At 63.1% G+C, this 24,512-nt stretch carries 6 protein-coding genes and 1 pseudogene; 4 read left to right on the top strand and 3 right to left on the bottom strand.

Annotated elements, in window-relative coordinates; translation table 11 throughout:
• The first annotated feature begins 138 nt into the window (after window positions 1–138).
• Complete coding sequence (locus GOQ09_RS11840; protein WP_157613592.1) at window positions 139–1,002, top strand: hypothetical protein; 864 nt, start codon at window positions 139–141, stop codon at window positions 1,000–1,002.
• Window positions 1,003–1,384: 382 nt separating this feature from the next.
• Here the strand turns inward: GOQ09_RS11840 and GOQ09_RS11845 are convergent, their stop codons facing one another.
• Window positions 1,385–3,055 carry a discoidin domain-containing protein gene (locus GOQ09_RS11845; protein ID WP_157613593.1) on the bottom strand — a complete coding sequence of 557 codons (1,671 nt, stop codon included), beginning with the start codon at window positions 3,053–3,055 and terminating at the stop codon, window positions 1,385–1,387.
• 281 nt (window positions 3,056–3,336) lie between these two features.
• On the opposite strand from GOQ09_RS11845, the gene GOQ09_RS26335 reads away from it, so the two are divergent.
• Window positions 3,337–3,426, top strand: a complete 90-nt coding sequence (locus GOQ09_RS26335) for an AlpA family phage regulatory protein (RefSeq protein ID WP_242631121.1) — start codon at window positions 3,337–3,339, stop codon at window positions 3,424–3,426.
• 231 nt (window positions 3,427–3,657) lie between these two features.
• On the opposite strand, the pseudogene GOQ09_RS11855 reads toward GOQ09_RS26335, so the two are convergent.
• Window positions 3,658–3,912: pseudogene (locus GOQ09_RS11855) on the bottom strand (integrase); the annotation flags it as partial.
• A 355-nt stretch (window positions 3,913–4,267) separates the two neighbouring features.
• On the opposite strand from GOQ09_RS11855, the gene GOQ09_RS11860 reads away from it, so the two are divergent.
• Both GOQ09_RS11860 and GOQ09_RS11865 read left to right on the top strand, forming a co-directional pair.
• Window positions 4,268–23,599, top strand: coding sequence for an Ig-like domain repeat protein (locus GOQ09_RS11860; RefSeq protein ID WP_157613594.1), 19,332 nt, complete (start codon window positions 4,268–4,270; stop codon window positions 23,597–23,599).
• Complete coding sequence (locus GOQ09_RS11865) at window positions 23,596–23,907, top strand: hypothetical protein (protein WP_157613595.1); 312 nt, start codon at window positions 23,596–23,598, stop codon at window positions 23,905–23,907. The genes GOQ09_RS11860 and GOQ09_RS11865 overlap by 4 nt, the downstream gene beginning before the upstream one ends.
• Here GOQ09_RS11865 and GOQ09_RS11870 read toward each other — a convergent pair.
• Complete coding sequence (locus tag GOQ09_RS11870) at window positions 23,904–24,482, bottom strand: exonuclease (RefSeq protein ID WP_157613596.1); 579 nt, start codon at window positions 24,480–24,482, stop codon at window positions 23,904–23,906. The two genes, GOQ09_RS11865 and GOQ09_RS11870, sit on opposite strands and share 4 nt — an antisense overlap.
• Window positions 24,483–24,512 lie beyond the last annotated feature (30 nt).

Consider the following 24,512-nt stretch of genomic DNA (forward strand, 5'->3'; position numbering starts at 1 on the left):
TGTAGTGCTCATCGGCTGCACGGTCCGCCGTGCACGCGCGCTCCCGCCTGGCTATTCACGCAAAGAGGAGTGGCAACCTCGCCTTGGGCTTTTCCGCTGGGGTGGGACTATCGCGCCTCAGCATAAAAGTTCCGCTGAATGACCATTTCGCACAGTCGGGGGCACCAAAATAATATGAATTCATACGCAAAAGTCTTTGAGTCCCTTTATTTTCCGGCCACGGTAAGTCAGTGTGCTGCAGGAACGATTGAACCGCCTTTGGCTACATTTAAGGCGCCGGCAGAGTGGTACGGATTTCCACCCGCATTGATTCCAATATGGAGCGACGGATCGCGTCCGACCTATATCGGGGCATGGAAGCATTGGTTCATGGATCGCGAACCAACATATATAAAAATGCATGTCGGGGCCGGGCGCACGACTATCGAAATAGCGCGAACCGTCGAGCAGTTGTTCGCTCTTGCTGCAATGATGTCAATCGGCGAAAAAGACGGCGTCGAAAGCGACTTAGTCAATTTTGCAAAGGCGGTCGGCCTTCAAAATCTGGATCAAATTAATGCCGTGTCATTGATATCGGGTGATGATGCGCGCGGCTTGGCAATGATTGACCAGTTTAAAAATCAGACTCCGCTGGAAAGTGCGAAAGCCGTAGGCGCCTATTCAGGAGAATTTCCACTTGTGAGCTTCGATAAGCTAAAGCCATGGTGGAACAGCGCCTGCTCGTTCGAAATTTCCCAAGAAATCCTGGCTGTGTGGCCCGCTAATTTACCCAAGCCAGCTTGGATCGATGATATTGGCAAGGATAAAATTGGACTATTCAATGAGTATCTAGGTGCCGGCAATCTTAAATGTGCGTGGCTGACACTGAATTCAACTGGCTGGACTATCCGAGATGCCAGAACTGCAATTTCTGCACTGAATATTAGGGCAAAGGACAGTCAGTTCAATCTGCTTGTCGATGCATGGCTATCAATTGCTGACGAGAGTGCTGGCGCATATTAGTCGGCTGCCACGCTGAATGTCAGCCCTTCGCGCTGCTAAACGTCCACGTCCGAGAAGCGCGAAGGACTGCAGTGGGGCGATTCTGTTGAAAAACTCGAGTGGCGCTCTCTTGGGCACATTTACAGGAGTGGTCAAACCATTCCCTGGGCCGCGATCGTCGATCCTGGGTCGATCTGAGAGGTGGGTTGTCGCCACGGTGCAGCGGTGAACGCTGCGACCGAGTTTTTCAACAGAATCGGGGCCACTCCGGTCATCGGCCTTTCTCCAAGGGGCAAGCTGAAACCGGGTCACGAGCAAAAGCGAGTTGGCTTCAGGTCGGGCGAATAAACTTTTGGTAAGCCCCTCCGGACTATTGAACGCAGAGGCCTCGAGGAAAGATCTGCTATGGTCCGGTGTAATTCCACAGGTCACCCTCCCGAACCGTGACAAGTGGGCTGGTGTACAGCAGGGTTTGTCCATCAGTGTCATAAATTTTGAAGACGCCGGTCTCGATCTTGTTGCTCATGGCGAGCCGAGAGTTTTTCATTCCAAATCCAGTGCTTACATCCCAATTCACATGATTGTTCTGGAAGACCACCTTCTTCTGAAGCCAACGAGCAAACAAGCGATTTCGACTAGGGGCAGCAGGGTCACAATCCGCAGCACACGCGCCGTACAACATCCCATATACCCGCGTACCATCCTGCACCCAACCACACGTGATCATCATTTGATCTTCGTTGCTATAACTGCTGAAGGCAATTCTAGTCGGCCCAAGGCTACTCAGACTGGTGCTGGTGGAGATCCACAAATTCGATTGCCCCATGTGATAGCACGATAGGTAGTGAGTGGAACCTCCATATGAAAAGGCTTTGACATCATTCAACGCTCGCATCGGTTCTGGTTGAGCGCGATTGACAAAAGCAAAATTTACGCCGTCGGTGCTCGTAGCATGCTCCACGCCTGGATTGGTGCTCGATTCCATGAAGTAGTAGTGCCAAACGGAGTTGGCATCTTTAATAATTGGATTAACACCGTTGTAATCACCTGCTACCCAGTTCGGATAGCCGGTGACATTAATCATGCTTGAGCCTCCTGTACTTGGGTACCAATTTGCCCCATCGCCAGACGTGGCATAGCCGGTTTTGTTGAGGTTATTGGGTCGCATGCACGTATAGGTCATGCGCCAGTCTCCTGGGGCAACTCGTACCACTGACTCATTTCCTACGTTTAAACAGTCGCCGTGGTCGATCTGAACATAGTGAGCATCGAAGTTCAGAAAATCATCAAAGGTGACAGTGGTGTATATACGGTCAAACAAAGGGGGAGAGATTCCGTCCCAGCCGTGAAAATACACACGCCAAACCGAACCGCTCAATTGGACGGCCTGAGGAGAATAGATATTTCGATACGCCCCAGGATTTGGAGCAATCATCGAAGATCCTCGCTCATCGTAGTTCCAGTTGCCGAGTCGAGTTGGATCGAAAGCATTGGCTTGAATCCCGGCCACTTGCGTTTTATTTGGCAAGGCAGGTGCATTGTTGCCGCCGAAAGATAGCTGATTGAAGCCAGCATCAGTGCCTGCCTTGACCTCCGCCAGTTGGAAAACTGGAGTCCCTGCATCATCACCGCCCAGCTTTGTGGCAATGATGCGAATTCCGTTTGCTTGATTGCTTGTCGGGAGTGGAATGACAATCCAGTCACATCGGGTGGGCCGAGGATAATTGACGTAATTTCCAACTTCCACCCAGCTGGGCCCATTGGAATAATATATTTTGAAATCTATGGGGAATCCGAGCGCGGCACAGTTCTGCGAGTAGCGCGGCATCAACTTCACATAATTGGTGCTCTGAAGTCCTGACCACCAGTACGCGATTTCCTCTGTGGCTGCAGGAGACGCATGAGTGTTGCTACTCCAAACTGTTGAACCATTGCCATCGTAGGCAGAGGTGAGTGGCCACAATTGACTCGAACTGTTGGCAGTAACCGTTTGATAGTCTGCTGAGTGCGCGGAGTTTAAGAGTAAGAGAAACAGTCCGAGCGCTGAGAAGAGCAGTTGACGCAGACGATTCATTCAGATTCCTCCTGATTTATTTATTCAAGGATCAAAAATCCGCCGGGATACACCTCTTAGAGCGGTTGCGGACGGCGGAGCTACAAACCTGCGATTGGATCCACGAAGATTATGTAAGTGGATGTCATGGCAGCGGAAGAGCCCGAAAGTAGCAAGTCCTGCAAATGTATGAAGTTGAGCATCAGCCAGACTGCTCTAAAGGATCGGTCCTGCAACTTGAACGCCATGTCGACCGCCGCGAACTCGGTGCTCCGACCGTCGGTATGCCTGCATTTTTTCGCATGGCTGACGTGATTCGCATCACCGCATTAAGTCGCGCGACCGTGTATCGAAGAAATGTCGGAGGCAAGTTCCCGCACCGGTCCATTTAGGAGGGCGGGCCTGCAGGTGGCCGCGCGCAGCGCTTCAGCGGTGGATCGGCGATCCGGAGAGTTACTCGAACACACCTCAATCGCCAGCGCAGTGAATGCAGTTGCCTGCCACCCGGTCGCCGCTGGGTCAGCACGCCTGTGGCGCAGGCGGCGGAATAGCCTGCTGTCCGCTAACAGAGAAATGCGCCGGGCCTGGTTTTTAAGGCAAGAAAGCGATGAGCGCTCGTCGCCTCAAGCTGCCTTGAGCGCCATGACCTGCGCGCCGGCCGCAAGTTGGTCCAGATAGTCCAGATAGTCCGCCCAGCGCTGCATTATGTCTTTGCGCTTGTCCATGAATTCCGCCCGGTCGTAGGCTGCACCCAGCGGGCCGCTCTTGCCGTGCGCAAGCTGCGCCTCGATCACGTCAGGCTGGATGCCATGCAGTTGCTCTGCCATGACGGTGCGGGCCATGGCGAGAAACCCGTGCGCGGTCATTTCATCATTCGTAATCTTAGGCATGGGAGCGGGTTGTTGTATCCGCTGCGTCGGAGCATCCGGATCTGCAGACAGGCAGGCCAGCGGCGAGGCAACGTTTCGCAAGCATATCCAGTGCCCAGGCGATCTGTTTAGCGGCAGCTGCTGAGGCTCCGTGCGATTGCCCCTGCATTCCAGTTGGTCTTCCCGCTAAACGAATTGGCAACTCGCTGGATGAGTTCCGCAGAAGAACCGTAAGCCAGCCCGGTATGGGGCTGGCACAGCCAGAGGGGAGGTCCCTCCGTGTGGGCCGCCCCTCTCCAAGCGATGCGGGCGGATCCCAAGGCTGCCGATCGGCGGTTCCCAGGAACAATGGGTGAGGCTCTCAATGGTTGCAATCGTCAGCGGCAATAGTCTGGGTTTGAGCTTGGGCTCGCAGGCCACACTGGGCCAGCGCGGTCAGACGGGGACGGCGGGGCAGGGGCGCAGCGGCGAGCAGGCCTACGTCAACGCCGCCACCGGCAACCTCGTGCTGCAGACCCGCGACGAACTCCTCCTGGGCCGCGGTCCCGACACCGTCAGCCTGCGCACCTACAACAGCCAGGGCCAGCTCAGCGACGACAACGCCGACAACTGGGCCGTCGGCGCCTTCGGCCAGCGCATGCTGCTCACCGGCACCGTGGCCACCGCCGGCAGCACCCTCACCCGCACCGACCGCGACGGCGCCCAAGCCGTCTACACCTGGGACGCTGCGAGGAACCTCTACGTCAGCACCGCCGGCGCGGGCGCCTTCGACACCATCGCCCACGACGCAGGCGCGTCCCAGTTCATCTGGACCGACGGCGACAGCGGCCTGACCGAGCGCTACCAGGCCAGCGGACAGGGCCGCCTCGTCTCGGCCGCCGACGCCAGTGGCAACACGGTCAGCTACACCTACAACGCCAACGGCACCGTGCAGTCCGCCACCGCTGCCAACGGCGACGTCACCCACTACGACTACAGCGGCACCAACCTCACCCAGATCCGCACCGTCACCGCCGGGGGCGCCACCTCCACCCGCGTGCGCTACGCCTACGACGGCAGCAACCGCCTGTCCACCGTCACCGTCGACCTCAGCCCCGACGACAACAGCGTGGCCGATGGCAAGACCTACGTCACCACCTACACCTACGACGGCGCCAGCAGGCGCGTGGCCAGCGTCAGCCAGAGCGACGGCACCAGCCTGGCCTTCACCTACGTGCAGGCCGGCGGCGTCTACAAGGTCCAGAGCGTCACCGACGCGCTCGGCGCCGTCACCACCTTCGCCTACGACACCGCCGCCGGTACCACCACCGTCACCGATGCGCTCGGCGCCGCCGCCGTCTACCTCTACGACGCCCAGGGCCAGCTCGTCCAGGTGCGCCAGGGCGTCACCGCCGGCAACCCCGCCGGGCTCAGCCAGGTCAGCTATGTCTACGACGCCGCGGGCAACCTCACCCTCGTCACCGACGGCGAAGGCCACAAGGTGGCGCTCACCTACGACGAGCGCGGCAACCTGCTGAAGGAAGTCGACTCGGCCGGCGACACCCGCACCCGCACCTACAGCGCCGCCAACCAGCTGCTCACCGACACCCTCTACGCCGATGCCGCCACCAGCCGAGGCGCCTTCAGCAAAGAGGCCGCGCTGCCCGAGACCGTGCGCTACGTCTACGCACAGAACAACCCCTACCAGCTGCGCTTCACCGTCAGCGCCCAGGGCAACGTCACCGAATACAGCTACGACGCCAACGGGCTGCGCACCAGCGCCGTCGAATACGCCGGCGCCCCGTACGACACCGCCGCCCTCGCGCAGACGGCCGTGCCCACCGAGGCGCAGATGACCACCTGGCGCCAGGGCCAGGACCTCACGCGCAGCCAGCGCACCGACTACACCTACGACGGCCGCGGCGAACTCCAGACCGCCACCACCTACGGGGCCGTCAATGCGAGCGGGCAGGGCGACCCTGCTACCGCCGCCACCACCCAGTACATCTACGACCCGCGCGGCCTGCTGCTGCAGAAGATCGAGCCCGGCGCGACTGCCGGCGTCAGCCACTACGTCTACGACGGCCTGGGTAGGCTGCTCTCCGCGAGCGGCCCGTCCCTGGACGGCGGCGCCACGGCCAACGTCACCGTCACCAGCTACGACGACGCCAACGCCAGGACCACCGTCACGCTGGCCAGCGGCCTGGTCACCATCTCGGCCTACGACCGCGCCGGGCGGCTGGTCAGCGTCACGCAGACCAGCGTGGGCACCGGCGTGCTGGGCACCACCACCTATGCCTACGACAAGGACGGCAACCTGCTGATGACGCAGGACCCGACGGGCGTGCGCAAGTGGATGCTGTACGACGCGGCGGACCGCAAGATCGCCGACATCGATGCCACGGGGGCGGTGATCGAGTATGTGTACAACGCCAACGGGCAGCTGCGGCAGACCATTGCCTATGCGACGCCGATCGGCACGGCGGCCCTGGTGGATGGGGTCGGCAAGCCAACGACCGCCTGGAGTGCGACCAACACGGCCACCGGCCTCGATGCCATCCGTCCGGCCGCCACGGCGCGGGACCAGAAGGTCTGGCGCTTCTACGACACGGCCAACCGGCTCACCTGGCAGGTGGATGCGCTGGGGTATGTGACGCAGACCACCTATGACGGCGCCTCGCGCATCCTGAGCGTGACGCAGCTGGCCAATCCGGTCGATGTGGCGCAGCTGGGCAATGGGGCCAACATCGAGTTGCTGATCGATCCGGCCACCGTGGGCGGGATCACGCTCAACGTGGGCGCGGCGCCGGCCCCGCTGGGCACGGCCGTGACGCTCACGGCCACCATCGAGGGGACCAATCCCGGCGGGATGGTGACGTTCTTCAGCGGCGAGACCGCGATCGGCAGCGCGGCGGTGGTCAATGGCGTGGCCACGCTCGTGACGACTGAGCTGCCGGTGGGGGTCAACAGCATCCGCGCGGCGTATTCGGGGGATGTGAGCAGGCCAGCCAGCGTGTCACCCATCGCCCAGAAGACGATCACGCAGGCGGCGGCAACCAGTTCGGCACTGACCATCCAGCCGGGCACGGCGAACTTCGGTGAAGTGGTCTCCTTATCGGTCGCGCTGACTACGACGCAGCCGCCAGGACTCGCAGCAGCGACCGGCGACGTGAAGTTCTACAGTGGCCCGACGCTGATTGGCACGGCCTCGCTCATCAACGGCTTGGCGGTGCTCACGCTCAACAGCCTGCCAGCGGGCAATCTGAGCATCCGCGCGGAATATGCCGGTGATGCAACGCACGCGAGCTCGGGTACTACCCAGTCGCTAACGATCAATCCGAGTCCCACCAAGACCACGCTCCAGGTGTCGGGCAGCGGCTCCACTTTGAATCTGAGCGCGACGGTCGCCACCGCATCCGGACCTTCCACCGCGCCTGGCGGCACAGTAACGTTCTACAACGGTGCCACGGTGGTGGGAAGTGCGGCGCTGGTCAATGGCACAGCCTCGTTGCAGATTGCGGGCCCTGCAAATGCCGCGGCCTTCAAGGCCGTGTACAGCGGCAACGCCAACAATGCCACCAGCACGACCGCGATCGATTACGGCTCCACTGTGACGTCGCCGACCTCGACGACGTTGACGGCCTCTGCAACGAGCGTGAGGCAAGGCCAATCGGTGACGCTGACGGCGCGAGTTGCGGGTGCGGCGCCGAGTGGGACGGTGACCTTTTTCGCCGGCACTACCTTTCTGGGAACGGCGTCGGTGGTCAATGGCGTGGCGACGTTCCTGGCCAAGTATCTGCCGGTAGGCACGAACGTGGTCAGCGCCGCCTACGCGGGTGACGCCAACAACGTGATGAGCGTTGTGCAAGGACCAACGCTTCAGGTGTCCGCACTGGTCTCATCGCTCCCCCTGGGGTCCAGTCTAACCGCAGGCCAGTCGATCTATTCTCCCGATGGGCGCTACCAACTTGTATTCCAGGCCGACGGCAACCTTGTCGTCTATGACCTCAAAGAGAACACGCCAGCTGTCTGGCACAGCCAGACAGGGGGGGCTGGTGGAACGCTAGCTGTCTTTCAGACAGATGGAAATCTTGTCATCTACAACACGGCGAACGGGGGAGTTGCGCACGTATGGAACTCGGGCAGCGCGAATAAGGGTGCACAGCGTCTCGAACTCCAGAACGATGGCAATTTGGTGATCTATACGGCGACGGGCACCGCGCTGTGGTGGAGCGGGGCAGATACGGTCAGTGGGCCCCTGAACCCTGGATGGTCTCCTGTCACACCCGCCCCGCCGGTTTCGGCCAATCTCACCGTCAGCGGTTGGAGTTCAGCTGTCGCCGGTTTTCCGACGCAGGTGGTGATCCGTCCGAGTGCGGGCAGTGCGCCCTATCCGGGTACGTTCAGCATCTTCGACGGACAGACACTGATTGCCAGCTTCTTGAATCCGAATGGGGGGCCTGTCAATCTGCCTCCGATGTCGAAGGGGACGCACACGCTCAAGGTGGTGTACTCCGGCGATTCGGGTCGGTCGCCCGCTGCGTACACAGTGCAGCTTGTTGTAGGGGCTGCGACCGCCAACGTCGCAGTGACCTCGTCCAGGCCTCAAACAACGACTGGCGCGCCAGTGACCTTTACGGCAAAGATCACCGCGGATTCCGGTTTGATGGGCTCCTACGGAGGTGCCTTCAGTGGCCCGTCCTCGACCGGCACGGTCACCTTTTACAGCAACGGCACGGCCATCGGCACCGGCGCAGTGGTCAATGGCATTGCCACCTTCACCACCGGTAACTTGGCGCTGGGCACGACCAGCATCACAGCGAGATACCTGGGCGATGCAAACTATTTGACGGCCGTGTCGGGCAGCCTGTCCCAGCAGGTGATTGCCTCGACCCAGGTCGCTTCCAGTACCACGACACTGACCGTCAATCCCGCCGGTGCCTTCGGCACCCCATTGATCTATACGGCAGCGGTGACTCCTGGGGCAGGTTCATTAGCAGAACCCACGGGTACGGTCAGCTTCTACAACGGTACGCAGCTATTGGGAACCGTCGCTCTCGTCAACGGCCAGGCGAGTCTGAGTGTCAGCGACTTATCGATAGATGCAGGTGCAGTGAGCGCCGTCTACAGTGGCGATACGAGCAGCGCGACGAGCATTGGTAACCAAGCAGCGAAGCAAGCCTCGACGATTACCTTGACGGCGTCGGCCACAAGCGTGACGCAGGGCCAGCCGGTAACGTTGACCGCACATGTGACTGGAGCCGCCCCCAGCGGTTTGGTGACATTCTTCGCCGGCGCAACGTTCCTGGGCACAGCGTCGGTGCTCAATGGGGTGGCGACCTTCGTGACCAACTACCTGCCGGAGGGCGTCAGCATTCTCCAGGTCGCTTATGCGGGTGACCTCAACAACCTGGGTAGCGTGCTGGACGGCGGACTCGCGGTCGGCGCGTGGCCAGGATCCGCGGTGGTGATTCCTCCCCTGGTGAAGGCCGACGGGGTTGGTGTCAGTCTCCCGCCGGCGTCGATGGTGGGGGCCTCCACGTGGACCCAGGCGTATCCGATTGAGTCCGTGTCTCCTGACTCCGGTTATTCAGGCACCTTCAGCTTTTTCGATGGCCTGAAATTGATCGCGAGTTACATGAATCCTTTAGGGGGTTATGTGGCTTTGCCAGCGATGTCATTGGGGTGGCACGATCTCACTGTCGTGTACTCCGGCGACGCAAGTCGGGCAGCTGCCGCTCGTACGGTTCGGCTTAACGTTGAGCAGGGATACACCAAGGTCACATTGACTTCGTCCAGGCCCGAATCGACGGCTGGCGCGCCGCTGACCTTTACAGCAAAAGTCATGCCGTCCACTACCACGCTGGCGAACAATCCCGGCTCATTCAGTGGGCCTTCCTTCACCGGCACGGTTACTTTCTACCGCAATGGAACGGCAATCGGTAGCGGCACTGTGGTCAATGGCGTCGCGACCTTCACCACCAGCAACCTGGCCCTAGGCACGGCCGATATCACGGCCAGTTATTCGGGCGATTCGAACTACAGGGTATCCAGTTCTGGAAGCCTATCGCAGCAGGTCGTGGCGGCTCCCGTGATGAGTTCGGTTGGCTTGACCACCACCCCTGTGGCGCCCGCTTATGAATCAGCCCTGACGCTTACGGCCACCCCTGTGGGTCAGGGCAAGCCCGAGGGCGGCACCGTCAGCTTCTACGACGGCGCGGTCCTGCTGGGCACCGTGACCTTGGTCAACGGCAAGGCCATCCTGAGCGTGAGCAACCTCGAAGTCGGCTCGCACACCATCCAGGCCGTCTACTCGGGCGATGCCAGCAACGCTACCTCGCAAACCACGGCCAACGTCACGATAACCAAGGCCCCGGTCACCTTGACCAACCTCACGGCGGCTTCGATCGCCAAGGACGGCTCCTTGTCCGTGCAGGTCGGCGGCGTCGCCCCTGGCGGCCTCGTGAGCTTCTACCAAGGCCTCCGCCTCTTGGGCACCGCCCAGGTCGTCAACGGCGTGGCCACGCTGTCGGGCGTGTTCTTGCCGCCGGGTACGCAGACCTTCACCGCCGCCTATACAGGCGATGCCCACTACCTCGACGGCGAACTCAGCTTCAGCCAGGTCGTCCAGGGCACGCCTGTCACCACCATCTACGCGGCACTGGACATCCAGCAGGACCGCACCGTCACCGAGCTGTACAACCGAGACGGGCGCCTGCAAGGCACCCTGGACGCCGAGGGCTACCTCACCGAGTACAAGTACAACGCCGCTGGCGAACTGGTACAGACCGTCCGCTACGCCAATCGCGCCGCCAACTTCGCCAACCTGCCAGCGCGTCTTGCTGCCGTGGCCATCGCACGCGCCAGCTACAACCTGAGCGGCCTGCGCCCCAGCACCAACAGCAGCGCCGACATCCACGCCTACAACCTCCATGATGCCCAAGGCCGCCTTGTCGGGCAAGTCGATGGAGAGGGCTACCTCACCGAAACCCTCTACGACGCCCGGGGCAACGTCACGCAGATCATCCGGCGCGCCAATCCGACGGGCGCCGTCAATGGCACGTCCACCCTGGATAGCATCCGTCCGGCCGCAGATGCTGCGCGCGATCAAGTCACTATCCAGGCCTGGAGCGCGGCCAACCAGTTGCTCACCCGCACGAACGCGGAAGGCACCGTCACCCAGTTCGCCTACGACAGCGTCGGCCAGCTCGTCGAGACCACCACCGCGGTGGGCACCACGGACGAGCGCACCAGCCGCCTGCGCTACGACATCCAGGGCCGCCTCATCGGCCAACTCGACGGCCGCGGCAGCGACGCCGTTGCCCTGACCGACCCGCTGAGCGCCTGGGCCGCCAACGGCCTCACCCACACCTACGACGCCGCCGGCCGGCGCACCAGCACCACCGACGCCAACGGTCATCGCACGCTCTTCTTCTACGACCCCATCGGGCGCCTGGCCTACACCGTCAATGCCATGGGCGAAGTCACCGAGAGCCGCTACAACGCCCTGGGCCAACTGGCCGAAGAGGTCGTCTACGGCAGCCGCGTCGATGTGGTGACGCTCGGCGCCACCACCCCCGGCGGCCTGAACACCGCCAGCCTGGCCAGCCAGCTCGCCGCCGTGGCCGATCCCGCCAAGGACACCCACGTCCTGCACACCTACAACGCCACCGGCACCCGCGCCAGCACCACCGACGCGCTGGACAGTGCCACCAGCTATTCCTACAACGCCTTCCGCGAGGCCACCGCCACCACCTACGCGCTCAAGAGCGGCTATGTCGTCACCGACACCGCCAGCTACGACCGCCGCGGCCTGCTGACCCGCAGCGTGAGCGATGCGACCACCCTCGCCATCACGCGGCGCCAGACCTACGACGCCTTCGGCCGCGTCACCGAGCGCTTCGACGGCAACGGCAACCGCAGCCAGGTCGGCTACGACCGGCTCGGCCGCATCGTCACCACCGTCGACGCGCTCAACGCCAGCCGCACCACGAGCTACGACGCCTTCGACCGCGTGCTCACCCAGCGCGATGCGCTCAACAACACCACCAGCTACAGCTACAACACCGCCAACCGCAGCACCACCGTCACCACGCCCGAAGGCGTGACCCTGACCACTGTGCGCACCCGCCAGGGCCAGACCCAGAGCGTGACCGATGGGCGCGGCAACACCACCAGCTACAGCTACGACAAGAGCGGCAACCTGCTGCAGACAGCCGCCGCGCTGGATGGTTCCACGACCATCACCACCGGCGCGACCTACGACAAGACCGGCCTCAAACTCACCAGCACCGACGCCAACGGCGTCGTCACCAGCTACACCTACGACGCCGTCAACCGCCTGCTGACCCGCACCGTCGACCCCGCGGGCCTGAACCTCGTCACCAGCTACGGCTACGACGCCAAGGGCCAGACCGTCCGCGTCGCCGACGCGCGCGGCGTGGTCACCGCGACCCAGTACGACCTCAACGGCCAGGTCCTGCACCAGGCGGTCGACCCCGCGGGCCTGAACCTCGTCACCACCTACGCCTACGACACCACCGGCCAGGTGCTGCGCGTGACCATGCCCAACGGCAGTACCACCCAGTACACCTACGACGGCGCGGGCCGCCGCGTGAAGGAGCAGGTCGACCCCCAAGGACTCAATCTCTCGCGCTGGTTCGAATACGATGCGGCCGGCAACCTCACACGTTCCATCGACGCCAACGGCCATGCCACGCGCTACGCCTACGACGCCGACAACCGGCTTGTCTTCACGCTTGACGCGCTGGGCAACGTCACCCGCCAGGAATACGACGCCGAAGGCCGCGTCGTGCGCCGCACCTCGTATGCGCTGCCCATCGACAGCACGGGACTTGGCAATGCTCCCACCGTCGCGCAGATCCAGGCCAAGGTGGTGGCCAGCGCCGGCGTCGACCTTGTCGAATCGCGCCGCTACGACCGCGATGGCCGCCTGCGCTTCAGCGTGGACGGCACAGGCGCCGTCGTCGCATACACCTACGACCAGGCCAACAATGTCGTCGAGACGCGGGCGTATGCCAACCGTATCAACCTGGCGACCTGGAACATCGCCAGCGATCCGCCCGTCAACGCCGACACGGCGCGCGACGAGCGCGTGCGCACCGTCTACGATGCCCTGAACCGCGCCACATGGAAGGTGGACGGCGCCGGCAATGTGGTCCAGTACTTCCACGACGCCAATGGCAACGTCACGGAGTCGCGTGCCTATGCAACGGCGCTGACCAGTGCCGCGCTCGGCAGCTGGAACGGCACGTCCGCACCGCCTGTGGCGGCCGACGCCACGCGCGACCAGCGGAGTCGCAGCGTCTACGACACCGCCAATCGCGCCACGTGGAATGTCGATGCCTTGGGCAATGTCACCCAATACAGCTACGACGCCAACGGCAACATCGCCGCGCAGCGCCGCTATGCCACGCCTCTGACGGCCGCAGCGCTTGCGGCCTGGGACGGTCGCACGGCGCCCGCTCCGGTGGCCGACGATGCGCACGATGCGCGCGTGCGCAACGTCCATGACGCGGCCAACCGGCTGACCTGGAGCGTGGACGGCATCGGCGCGGTCAGCAAGACCGAGTACGACGGCAACGGCAACGTCACGCGCCGCAGCCAGTACGCCAACCCCATCGCCGAAGGAGCAGATCCGACCAGCGTGGTTGCCGGTTCGGCCGACCGGACAAGCACTTACCTCTACGACGCGGCGAACCGTCAGAACTGGCGCGTTGATGCGCTGGGTGCCGTCACGCATCTGCAGTACGACGGCAACGGCAACGTGGTCGATCAGCGTGCCTATGCGAGCACGGTCAATCCGGGCGACACAGCGAGCGCGGCATCGCTGGCGGCAGCTCTCGCAGGCAAGGCCGACGACGCGCACGATGTGCGTATCCGCAATGTCTACGACCCGGCAGGCCGCCTGGCCTGGCAGGCCGACGGCACGGGGGCAGTCACCGGCTTTGCGTACGACGGCACGGGTCGCCTTGTGCGTCAGGTGCAGTACGCCACACCCGTCTCGGCCAGCGCCTTGCCTTCCAGCGCGGTGGCCAGCGGCACCGACCGCATCACCGCCTTCGCCCACGACGGCGCGGGCCGCCGCACCTTCACGGTCGATGCCTTGGGCGGCGTCAGCCGCACCGTCTACGACGCCTTCGGCAACGTGACCCAGCAGATCGGCTATGCCAACCCCATCGCGGCGCCCACCGCAGCCACAACCTACACCGATGCGGCCCTGCAGGGCGCCGTCTCTGCCAACGCGGGCGCCGACCGCATCCAGCGCTTTGCCTACGACCAGGCCAACCGCCAGGTCTTCGCTGTCGATGCCCAGGGCGCCGTCACCGAATCCATCTACGACGGCCTGGGGCAGGTCGTCCAGAGCCGAGGCCATGCGCAGGCCCTCAACACCGCCGGGCTGAGCACCACCGCCAGCGTGAGCGACATCCGTTCCCGCACGGCACTTGACGCCGCCAACGACCGTGTGTCCTCCCACGTCTTCAATGCCGGCGGACAAGAAATCTACAGCGTCGATCCCCTGGGTTTCGTCAGCAAGACCGACTACGACGGCCTCGGGCAGGTGCGCGCCAGCTTGCACTATGCGCTGTCCATCCCTGCCGGCACCGCCAGCACCGCCGCCATCGCCGCGGCTGTCGTCACCAGCGCCGAAGACCGCAGCAAGAGCTTCCAGTACGACGCCGCAGGGCGCGTTCTGTCCAGCGTCGACGGGGACTTCACCGAGTCGTGGACTTACGACGCACTGGACAACAAGACCAGCTACACCAATGCCAAGACGTGGGTGTGGCAGTACGAATACGACCGCAGCGGCCGCATGCTGCGGGAGATCTCTCCGCCGGTCGAGCTCACCGCCGTCACGGTTGGCGGCGATGGCCGGCTGCAGGTCAACGCCGGCTCGAGCGGTGTCGGCAACGTCATCACCGTGCTGGCCTACGACAGCTTCGGCAACCTGCGCAGCCGCACGGAAGGAGCGGGGCGGCCCGAGCAGCGCACCACCACGTACGAATACGACCAGCTGGGACGCCAGGTCAAGGTCATCTACCCGCCGGTGGGCGTGTACAACCCCTCGGGCGACACCTTCGCCGTCGATGGGCTGGACGGCCGCCACGACACCGTCCAGACCCTGTACACCCAGACCACCTACGACGCGCTCGGCAATGCCGTTGCCAACCGCGACATCGGCGGCAACTACAGCTACAAGACCTACGACCTCGCCGGACGCGTGGTCCATGAGGTCGATGCCCTGGGCTTCGTGACCGGCTACAGCCGCAACACCTTCGGCGATGCGACCGTGCTCACCCGCTACGGCGTCGCGACCGGCCTGGCGGCAGGGCATCCGCCGAGCCTGGGCCGCGCACAGGTCCAGGCCACGGTCGATGCGCTGGTTCACGATGCCGATCGCACCTTGTCGACCACGTACGACCGCCTGGGCCGGGGCATCGAGGTGCGCGAGGCGGCTGCCTACGTTCACGAGGGCGGCAGCAGCACCGCGCAGGATACCTTCGCGGGCAAGACGACCCGCAACACCTACAACACCTTCGGTGAACTCACCCAGGTGGCACAACTCAAGAGTGCGGGCACCTGGACCCTGAGCACCAACTTCTACGACCGCCGCGGCCAGCAGATCGCCAGTGTCGATGCGATGGGCTATCTGACCACCCAGGCGTTCGATGCGGTGGGCAACGCCACCATGCGCATCGAATATGCGAAGGCGGTGAGCTGGGCCGGCACCAGCAGCCTGGCGGGCTGGACCGGTACGGCCAACGCGGGCGGCACGCCGCCGGCTCCCGTGGCGGACGCCAACAACGACCGCCGCGTGGACACCACCTACGACCGCAACAACCGCAAGACCAGCGAGATCCGGCGCAACGTGGAGTACAGCACTGCGTCCAACGGCACCAGCACGCGCGGCGATCTGACCACCAGCTACGGCTACGACGCCGTGGGCAACCTCACGCGCACGACCGACGCCAAGGGCGCCTCCACCTACAGCTACTACGACGCGCTGGGCCGCGTCACCGCGGTGGCCGAGCCCACGCGCGCGGGCAGCGACGGCGCAACCCCGGTCACGCCGCTGACCGTCTTCCGCCGCGATGCCTTCGGCAACGTGGTCATGAAGACCGAGTACGTCAACGGCGCCGATGCCGAGGGCAATCCGTTGAGTCCGAGCGCCTTGGGCCCTGTGCAGGTGCCCAACCCGCAGCTTGCACAGCTGACCGCGGATGGCTGGACGAACGTCGGTCCGATCGGGTACTTCTCGCCGGTGCCGTTTGCGGGCAGCGTGCCGATCTACCAGATTCACGCGACGTTTTTCCCGAACCTCTACAAGTACGTCACGCAGGCGGAACTGGCCTCGAACCTGGCGCCCGTGAACGGCATCCCGATCTGGGGCGAACCGACGCCGATCGGACATGTGGCACAGACGCAGACCTCCGGCACCCGGCCGCTGTACCGCATGCGGCAAAAGAGCGAACTCGAATTCACCCAGCTGGTCGCAGATTCCAACGAGATTGCGAGACTGCAAGGCCTTGGATGGAGCCTGGACCTCGACGGGAGTGGCAATCCACTCGTCCTCGGATACTTGGGCGCGACCGGCACCGGTGCGATGGATACGCCGTTGCAGATGGTCATGCAGGTGCTGCCGTACATCGACCCCACCGACCTGATGCCCATCCTGGGGGAGGAGCATCGCTACCTGGCCGGCACCGTCAAGGTCGATCCAATGTCCGATCCGTCGGCATACGCCGATGCCATCGCCAACTCGGACCGAACCACCTTCGCCCAGTACGATGCCGTGGGCCACAAGGTGCAGAGCACCGACGCCATGGGCGTCAACTACTACAGCTCCTACAACAGTCTGGGCCTGATCGCCAAGGAATGGCAGGGCGTCAGCGATAACGCGGGCACGACCCGCACCTTGTTCCGCGCCTACCAGTACGACGCACTGGGCCGCCAGACCCACGTGCTCGATCCCGGAACTTCCAGTGACAAGGCCGTCTACACGGAAGGCGCAGCCAAGCAGGGCCACGGGTACGTCAATAACCCCAAGGTCACCGTGATGCCGGGCGGCTATGGCCCGAACTACGGGCAAGTGATCTACGGCAACGACAACTCCTCAGACGGCACTCACGGCGATGTGCCTATCGGCGTCGACACGACCGTGGAGATGGGCAAGTTCACATTCGAGCTCGCGCAACTGGCCAACCTCCTGGACCTGAAGACGGCCGCAGGGTTCCGGGTCGAGTTCGACTACATCACTCCCGCGCGTCCACCGAAGCTACAACCCGGCACCACCGTTCCGATCGAGCCGGGTGTGCCTGCCCATACGGTCACCTATGGCCAAGACTTCACGGACATGGGCCTGCTGGACACCGCGACCAGCGTGGAGCTGGTGCCCGGCGATTCGTACGGGCCGATCGGCGCGGACGGCAGCGTGCTGCAGATCCGCGTCTACCAGCTGGGCATCGTGTTTCCGTTCCCGGTTCCCGTCAAGGAACCCGCGCCGCGCTGGCAGGGGACGCAAGCGCAGGCCGATGGGCAGAACGCGCTGATGAGCGGGCCTGGCGCGTCGGGGACGGTGGTGGACACCGCCCTGGAATACAACGCCTTCGGCGAACTGGTGAGCAAGGGGGTCGTGGGCCAGGAAGGCGGCGAATACTTCGACTACGACCGTGCCGGGCGCCTGTGGCGCACCAACGCGGGCGACGGCGTGGACAAGATCGCGCTGTACGACCTGCAGGGCCGCCAGACTGCCGACATCCGCAGTGCCGGTTCGGGGCGCGGCGACATCAACCTGCGCAAGGCTGCCGACGCCCAGCAGGTCGCGCAGCTGTCGGACGTGCGACGCACCGACACCACCTATGACCTGATCGGCCACATCCTGAGCCAGGCCTTGCCGGAGCGCCAGGAGGTGCAGGGCGGGGTCAGTGTGCGTACCGATGCGCTGGTGGGCGGAATCGCCTCCCGCGCCGTTCGCGGCAGCCAAGGCTGGAGCGGCACCAACACCGTCAACCTGGGCTGGAACGCGCTCGGAGGCCTGGGCAGCGGCGACGTGCGTGTGGAGCTGTACTACATCCCCATCGATGCCCAAGGCAACGAGGGGCCCGAACAGGTCAAGAGCCAGACGCTCAACGCCACGCAAGGCAACGGCGGCGCCAGCTTCAGCTGGAATCCCGCTGCCGGCGAAGGCTACGGTGGCATTGGCCGCATCTCGCGCGTCGTGGTGGCCAAGAAGGATCTCCAGGCCAACTGGCAGACGCTCATCTCGCAAAACGGCGTGGGCTATTCCGGCCAGAGCCTGCAGGTGGCGAGCCCGGACGATCCGAGCGCCTGGGTGCAGGTGCAATACCGGCTGGCCGGCAGCAGCGGCGCGTGGAGCGAGCTCAGCACGGTGCGGTTCGGCAATGCGGCCCGGGGCGACCTTTCGGGGATCCCGTTGGGGCGCTACGAATACCGGGCCATCACCCATGCGCCGGGTCAAAGCGACCGCACCACGTCCACGGGGACCTTCAATATCACGCCGCGGCCGCTGGCCACATTCGGCGTGGCCGGTGTCAATGCATCGGCGCAGACACTCGACTGGCAAGGCCCGGGCGCGGGAGACCTGCAGACCATCCGGGTGCGCCAGGTCGGCGGCAGCTGGAGCGGGCCATGGGGCATCAGCCGGGCTGCGGGCAGTGACTGGAGCACCATCAATCTCTCGGGCCTGGGCGCAGGGCAGTACGAGTACGAGATCCTGTGGACCCATCCGGGCGAAGCAGGGCCCTATGCTCATGCGACCGGTCAGATCAACAAGGTGGCGGAAACGCCACCGTATCAGGTCATCACGAACGTCACAAACCCTGAAGTAGCCTATGCGCAATCGATAGGCTACGTTGTCGAGAGCAACGTTGGATACATATCGCACGCTCCCTTTGCCGGTGGGCTGCCAATTTATCGGTTGCTGAACACGATCTCTGGAAGGCACTTCTACACCACGTCACCGAGCGAGAGAGACACCGTTTTAGGCACCCCGGGGTGGAAGTATGAGTTTGTGAGCGGCTATGTGGCAGGTTCGCAGATTCCCGATACCACGCCCCTCTTTCGGGCTTCGAGCTTCTCAGGAGGTTTCCCGGCGCACCTCTATACCACTTCGTGGGCGGAAATCCAGCAGTTGGTTGGAATGGGATGGACCTACAACGGACCGATTGGATTTGTCGGGACTGCGGCAAATGCTGTTCGCGATACCCCGCTCGTGCGGATGTATAAGGGCGCGATCGGTGATCACTTCTACACGGCGGGTACCCTGCCCCAGAGCCATACTGTGCCGGGGACTCCTGCACAGTATGGCTGGAGTGCGACGAACCTGGGTCCTTACGCCATCAGCCAAGACCCGCTGCTCGGCGGGCGCCAGATCACCCAGGTCGCCGGTCAAAACGGCGTCGACGGTAACCGCCGGCCTGTCGTCAACCAGAACGTGGACCGTTGGGGCAATGTGGTCGCTATCACCGATCCTCGATCGACGGCCTGGAAAACCACTTACAGCTACAACGCCAACAACCAGATGGTGCGCCAGGTGCAGACCGACGCGGATGGCAATTCGGGCGTGGATACCAACGGCAACGTCAGCAATGCCAACGCGCCGGTCACCCAGATCTACTACGACGCCATGGGGCGGCAGGTGGCGGTTCGCGATGCCAATGGCAACGTCAACGGTCAGGAGTGGGATGCGGGCGGCAACCTCGTGCGCGAGCTGCATGCCGACGGCGGCGTGATCAGCCATGCCTACAACGCGTTCGGCGACAAGCTGCGCACGATCGATGCCGTCAATCGGACCACGACTTTCCTGTACGACAAGCATGACCGGCTGGTGCGCACCAACCGGGGAAGCGGCACCGAGGCCATCGCGGAGTGGCAGAGCTGGGACCAGGCCGGTCGCAAGCTCAGCCAGACCAACGGTGCCGGTGGTCGGATCAAGTACGACTACGACCTGCGCGGCAACCTGATCAGGACCACGCAGCCGCTGGGCCAAACCACCCTGGCCGCCTACGACGCGCTGAACCGCAAGATCATCGAGATGGATGCCAACGGCGCGGTGGCCGCCTGGCGCTATGACTACTTCGGGCAGCTCAAGCGGCATACCGATATCGGCGGCGCCACCTACACATACACCTACGACAACGCACGCCAGTTGGTCGCGCAGGACAACAGCCGGGGGCAGGAACGGACCTACGCCTACGATGCCGCAGGCCAGCAGATCCGCATCGAGGATCTCGCGATCGTCCAAACCACCAGCTATCGGTATGACCTGGCGGGGCGACGCGTGCGCGAGACCACCGTGCAGGGCGGCATCACCTACCAGGACAACCGGATCGCCTATGACGCGCTCGGGCGCATGCGCTGGGTGGCCGACACGCGTGCGTACATCAGCATCGACTACGACAAGGTGGGCAATCGCACCCACGTGGGCATCCATGTGAACGACCCGTCCAGCGGCGCAGGCGGCGACGGTCACTACATCGACAAGTACTACGCGTACGACGCGATGAACCGCCAGACGATGGTGGATGCGCAAAAGCTCGCCGACGGCACCCTGACGCTGGGGACTGAAGGCCACCGGCTGACATATTTCAAGGACGGCAGCCGCGAGAGCGACACGCACAACAGCGACCAGCGCGTGGTTCAGGTCAACGGCCAGTGGCAGGCGGTGCGGGATGTGACGGGCGAGACCCAAGAGGTTTATTCCTACGATTCGCTCGGTCGCTTGAAGACCAACACGCGCGACGGCGTGACGATCGACACGCGCGTCTACGACGGAGCCAGCCGCGTGCTGATGAGCGGGGTCGTACTTGGCGTCGGCGGCGTGGATATCGGTTACATCAACGCGCACAACCTTCTCAACGGCGGGCCCTTGCCGGCGGATCTGGCGGGAGGCCCGTTGCGCGGGGACATCAATAGCTACGACGCCAACGGACGCTTGACCGCCCAGGTCAGCAACAGTGTCGGCGTTACACCGGTGCACAGCGAAACGACGTACAAGTACGACGCCGTGGGCAACATGGTGCTGTCGGAGTCGTCTTCTCTGTCAGCGGGCTCGATGCTGGCCTCGCACCATGCCGAGAGAACACGGTTCGAACGCGCCGGAGGTTATCAGGTCAAGATCCGCGAGACGGCGGCCACCGGCAAGCTGCCGGGGTACCTGGGATACGCGTACGACGCCAACGGCTACATGATTCGAACGATCGATGCGCACGATAAACTGCTGCCGCAGCACCGCTTCGTCAACGACGTGCAAGGCACGGTGCTGTACGCGGACTACACGAGCGCAACGGATCCGAACACGGCTTACAACGGCCAGCGCCAGATGGTCGTGAATGGGGAGGTACTCGGACGCTACGGCATGACGATCGATCAGCGCTACCCGAACGGCAATCCCTTCATACCGGGTCTCGACGTGGTGGAGCCCGAGGTGAGCTTCAGCTTCGGCTACCAGCCCATCGACGGCAACTATCCCGCAGCCAGCCCGGGGGTGTATGCGGTGCAAGTCAACGACACGCTGCAAAGCATCGCCAAGGGTGCGTACGGTGACGGCAGCCTCTGGTACCTGATCGCAGATGCGAACGGGTTGATGAGCAATGCGGACTTGCGTGCGGGTCAGGTGCTCACCATCCCCACGCGCGTGACGGGCGCGAACAACGTCAATACATTCAAGCCGTACGACCCGAGCAAGCTTGCGAACGACACGCCGACGATGCTGGCGCGGCCGCAGGACGAGAAGGGCTGCGGCGGGGTCGGGCAGGTCATCGTGGCAGTCATTACCGCGGTGGTTGCCATCTACACCGGCGGCATTGGCGGTGCGATGCTGGGGTCGGTGGTCGGCCAGGCGGCAGGCGTGGCGATGGATGTGCAGGACACCATCAGCTGGAAGCAGGTGGCTCTTGCTGGCGTGAGCGCGGGAGTCTCGGCGGGTCTTACCGAGGTGATGCCCACGCCCTTTGGTGGGGCAGTCGGTGATGCCTCCAACGTGATCGCCCGGGCCGCGCTCGGCAATGCCCTAACGCAGGGGGTTGCAGTAGCCACGGGGCTGCAGGACAAGTTCAGTTGGAAGGGCGTGGTGGCGTCCGCGGCCGGCGCGGGCGTCGGGTGGGGGGTCGGCCAAGCGCTGAGCGGCGGCACACTTGCATCCGGTTTGCCAGATCCGGCGCAGCCGCCGGCGTTCAGCGAGTGGGGGGAACTTGGCGGAGGTTTGGCGCGGCGCACGGTCGCTGGGTTTGCTGCCGGATTGACGACCGCCGTGCTCAGGGGCGGGAAGGTCAGCGTGGTTCAGGTCAGCGCCGATGCTTTTGGCAATGCATTGGGGGACTCGATTGCGGCGGCCAATGGGCAGCGAACCCAAGGCGTTGGGCCATGGTCGGATGCGGACTATCGGAATGGCATGGACATCCAGAGTGACAACGCCGCGCTGCAGCGGCAGACGCAGCCTTACTACGACCAGATCGTCGGGGCGTTCGGTCAGCCCGGTGAGGGCAACCGGTATCCCGGCGTGCAGCTCGCAGCAGCTTCGGGCTACAGCGGCATGGGTTCGGGCAGCAGCGACCACGACCGGAACATTGATCGGATGCTCAATCTGGCCAACAGCCCGGAATCGAGTTCGAGATATGTGAGCACAGGCGACCCCAGCACCTACATCACTGACGATGGAAGGATCGGCATCTTGGTCAGTGGAGTTGGGGATGACGGGCACAGCTTCATCGATGAAGTCAGGAGTGCGGCGGAAGGGCCGATCAATCAGGGGAGCGCGATGGGCACGCCGCTGTCGCCGTCTCCGTACCGATGGGTATCGAACGAGATGGTCGATGACGATCTTGTTCGGGGGCATTGGGAAGACAGTGCCGTCACAGGCACCATCACCAATCTGCCGCCCACTGTCTGGGAGCGAACGTACTTGTCGCCAGAGGTCCAACACGTCATGAGCAATAGCATCACTGGCAAGGCGGTTGGTGGCTTGATGAATATTGTGGGCTCTGGGGTCGCTGGCTTCCGCTCGGATGGCTACAATTTTGCGACCGGCAAGTACCTCAACCCGGTGCAGCAACGCGATGCGCGCATCGATACCTTCATCAATGCGGCAACGCTGCCGATCGGGATGGGTAGCGTGGGTGCTGCGCGCGGATTTACGGCTATTGAACTTCGGCAACTTGCGAATGCGGAACTCAGAGCAAGCGCTACCTTTGCAGAGGACATGGCAAAGGTCGGCGTTACGCGCGGACAAATTGAATTGATGTCACAAGGCAAGGTGCCGCTAGGCTTCAAGAGTGAACAGCAGGTTGCCCAATTCAAATCCGAACTCGATAGAGCCTTGAACAAGGCTGGTTTGCCAGATGCAGAAGTCGGGTTGAAGGGGACATCGACCACCTTCTATTCTGAAAATCCCAGCAAGAATCTAGGCCATCACTGGGATGCAAATCCAGCGGCGCTTGGCGACTATGACCTTAACGTCACCAGCTCGAAAATGGTGGATACACTGACAAACGCGGGCATCTCGCCCAGCGAAAAATACGGTGTGTTCAAGACAGCCGACATGCAACGATCGTTTGGTGCACTTGATGAATTCCGTCAAAAATGGTCCGCGACCCTCGGACGTGACGTCAACTTTGTGGGGTATCCAGCACCTCAACCACGAGACCCCACCGAGTATGTCCTTAGGAGAGGAAATTGAAAGATTTCATTCACGTCCGTATGACAGGGGCGCTTGAGGCTTCCGCGCTGCTTGATCGACTCGATAACGTACTTCCAAACTTCAAATGGCGGCAGGGGGACAGCGATATGCAAGGCCCTTATGTCTCAGGTGTGAACGAGGATTCTGTTCAGATGATGTGGTGGTTCGGAGAGCAGCCGATCGATGTCACCGTCTCGTTTGTTCAAGCAACTTCTTCGGTGTCGTCGAACAAAGCACTGATGGACCGATTGCTGCAAGACGTACTTCCTTCTATGGGGGCGGTCGTCGAAGTGATGGGCGTTGACTAAGCCCTTGCCATGTTCTGTGGCGGTGCGATTGAGTTCAGCATGTTGCAAAACAGCGCCCCTTGCTCGACTGCATCGTCGAGCGCGACATGAGTGTGCGGCAGATCGTCGAACCAGTTCTTGGGCATGTTGCGCTTGGTCGCATCGCGATAGCTCGTCTTGAGCAGCGCCATCGCAAAGGTCTTCATGTCCAGCGCCGAATGAGAAAACGGGCTCTCGCCCGCGAAGCGCATCAGATACCAATAGACAAACATGAAGTCGTACGCGGCCGGGTAGCCCACGAACACCGGCTTGCCCGGCAGCGTCTTGAGCCAGGCCACGTAGTTGCGCATGGCCGTCTCCGGTGCTTGGCGATCCACTCGGCAAGCGTCCCACGCGGTTGGATTCTGCGACCACCAGGCCATCGTGTCGGGATGCCCGTTGGCATCCGGCAGCGTTTCCAGATTGGCCGTGAAGGTCGCGACCAAGGTCTTGTCGGCAAGGTAGGCGGCTGACCCGAAACTGAGCATCGAGTGCGGTCCTGGGATTGGCCCATCGGCTTCGACATCGGTGCTGATGTAGATCTCTGGCTTGCTCATGGTTCTTCTCGTCCCTTGATGGATGTGAAC

This window comes from Variovorax paradoxus (assembly GCF_009755665.1).
Taxonomy (GTDB): domain Bacteria; phylum Pseudomonadota; class Gammaproteobacteria; order Burkholderiales; family Burkholderiaceae_C; genus Variovorax; species Variovorax paradoxus_G.

Coding starts and splice junctions, on each gene's coding strand:
- GOQ09_RS11840 (WP_157613592.1), top strand. CDS start 139: ATGACCATTTCGCACAGTCGGGGGCACCAAAATAATATGAATTCATAC.
- GOQ09_RS11845 (WP_157613593.1), bottom strand. CDS start 3,055: ATGAATCGTCTGCGTCAACTGCTCTTCTCAGCGCTCGGACTGTTTCTC.
- GOQ09_RS26335 (WP_242631121.1), top strand. CDS start 3,337: ATGGCTGACGTGATTCGCATCACCGCATTAAGTCGCGCGACCGTGTAT.
- GOQ09_RS11860 (WP_157613594.1), top strand. CDS start 4,268: ATGGTTGCAATCGTCAGCGGCAATAGTCTGGGTTTGAGCTTGGGCTCG.
- GOQ09_RS11870 (WP_157613596.1), bottom strand. CDS start 24,482: ATGAGCAAGCCAGAGATCTACATCAGCACCGATGTCGAAGCCGATGGG.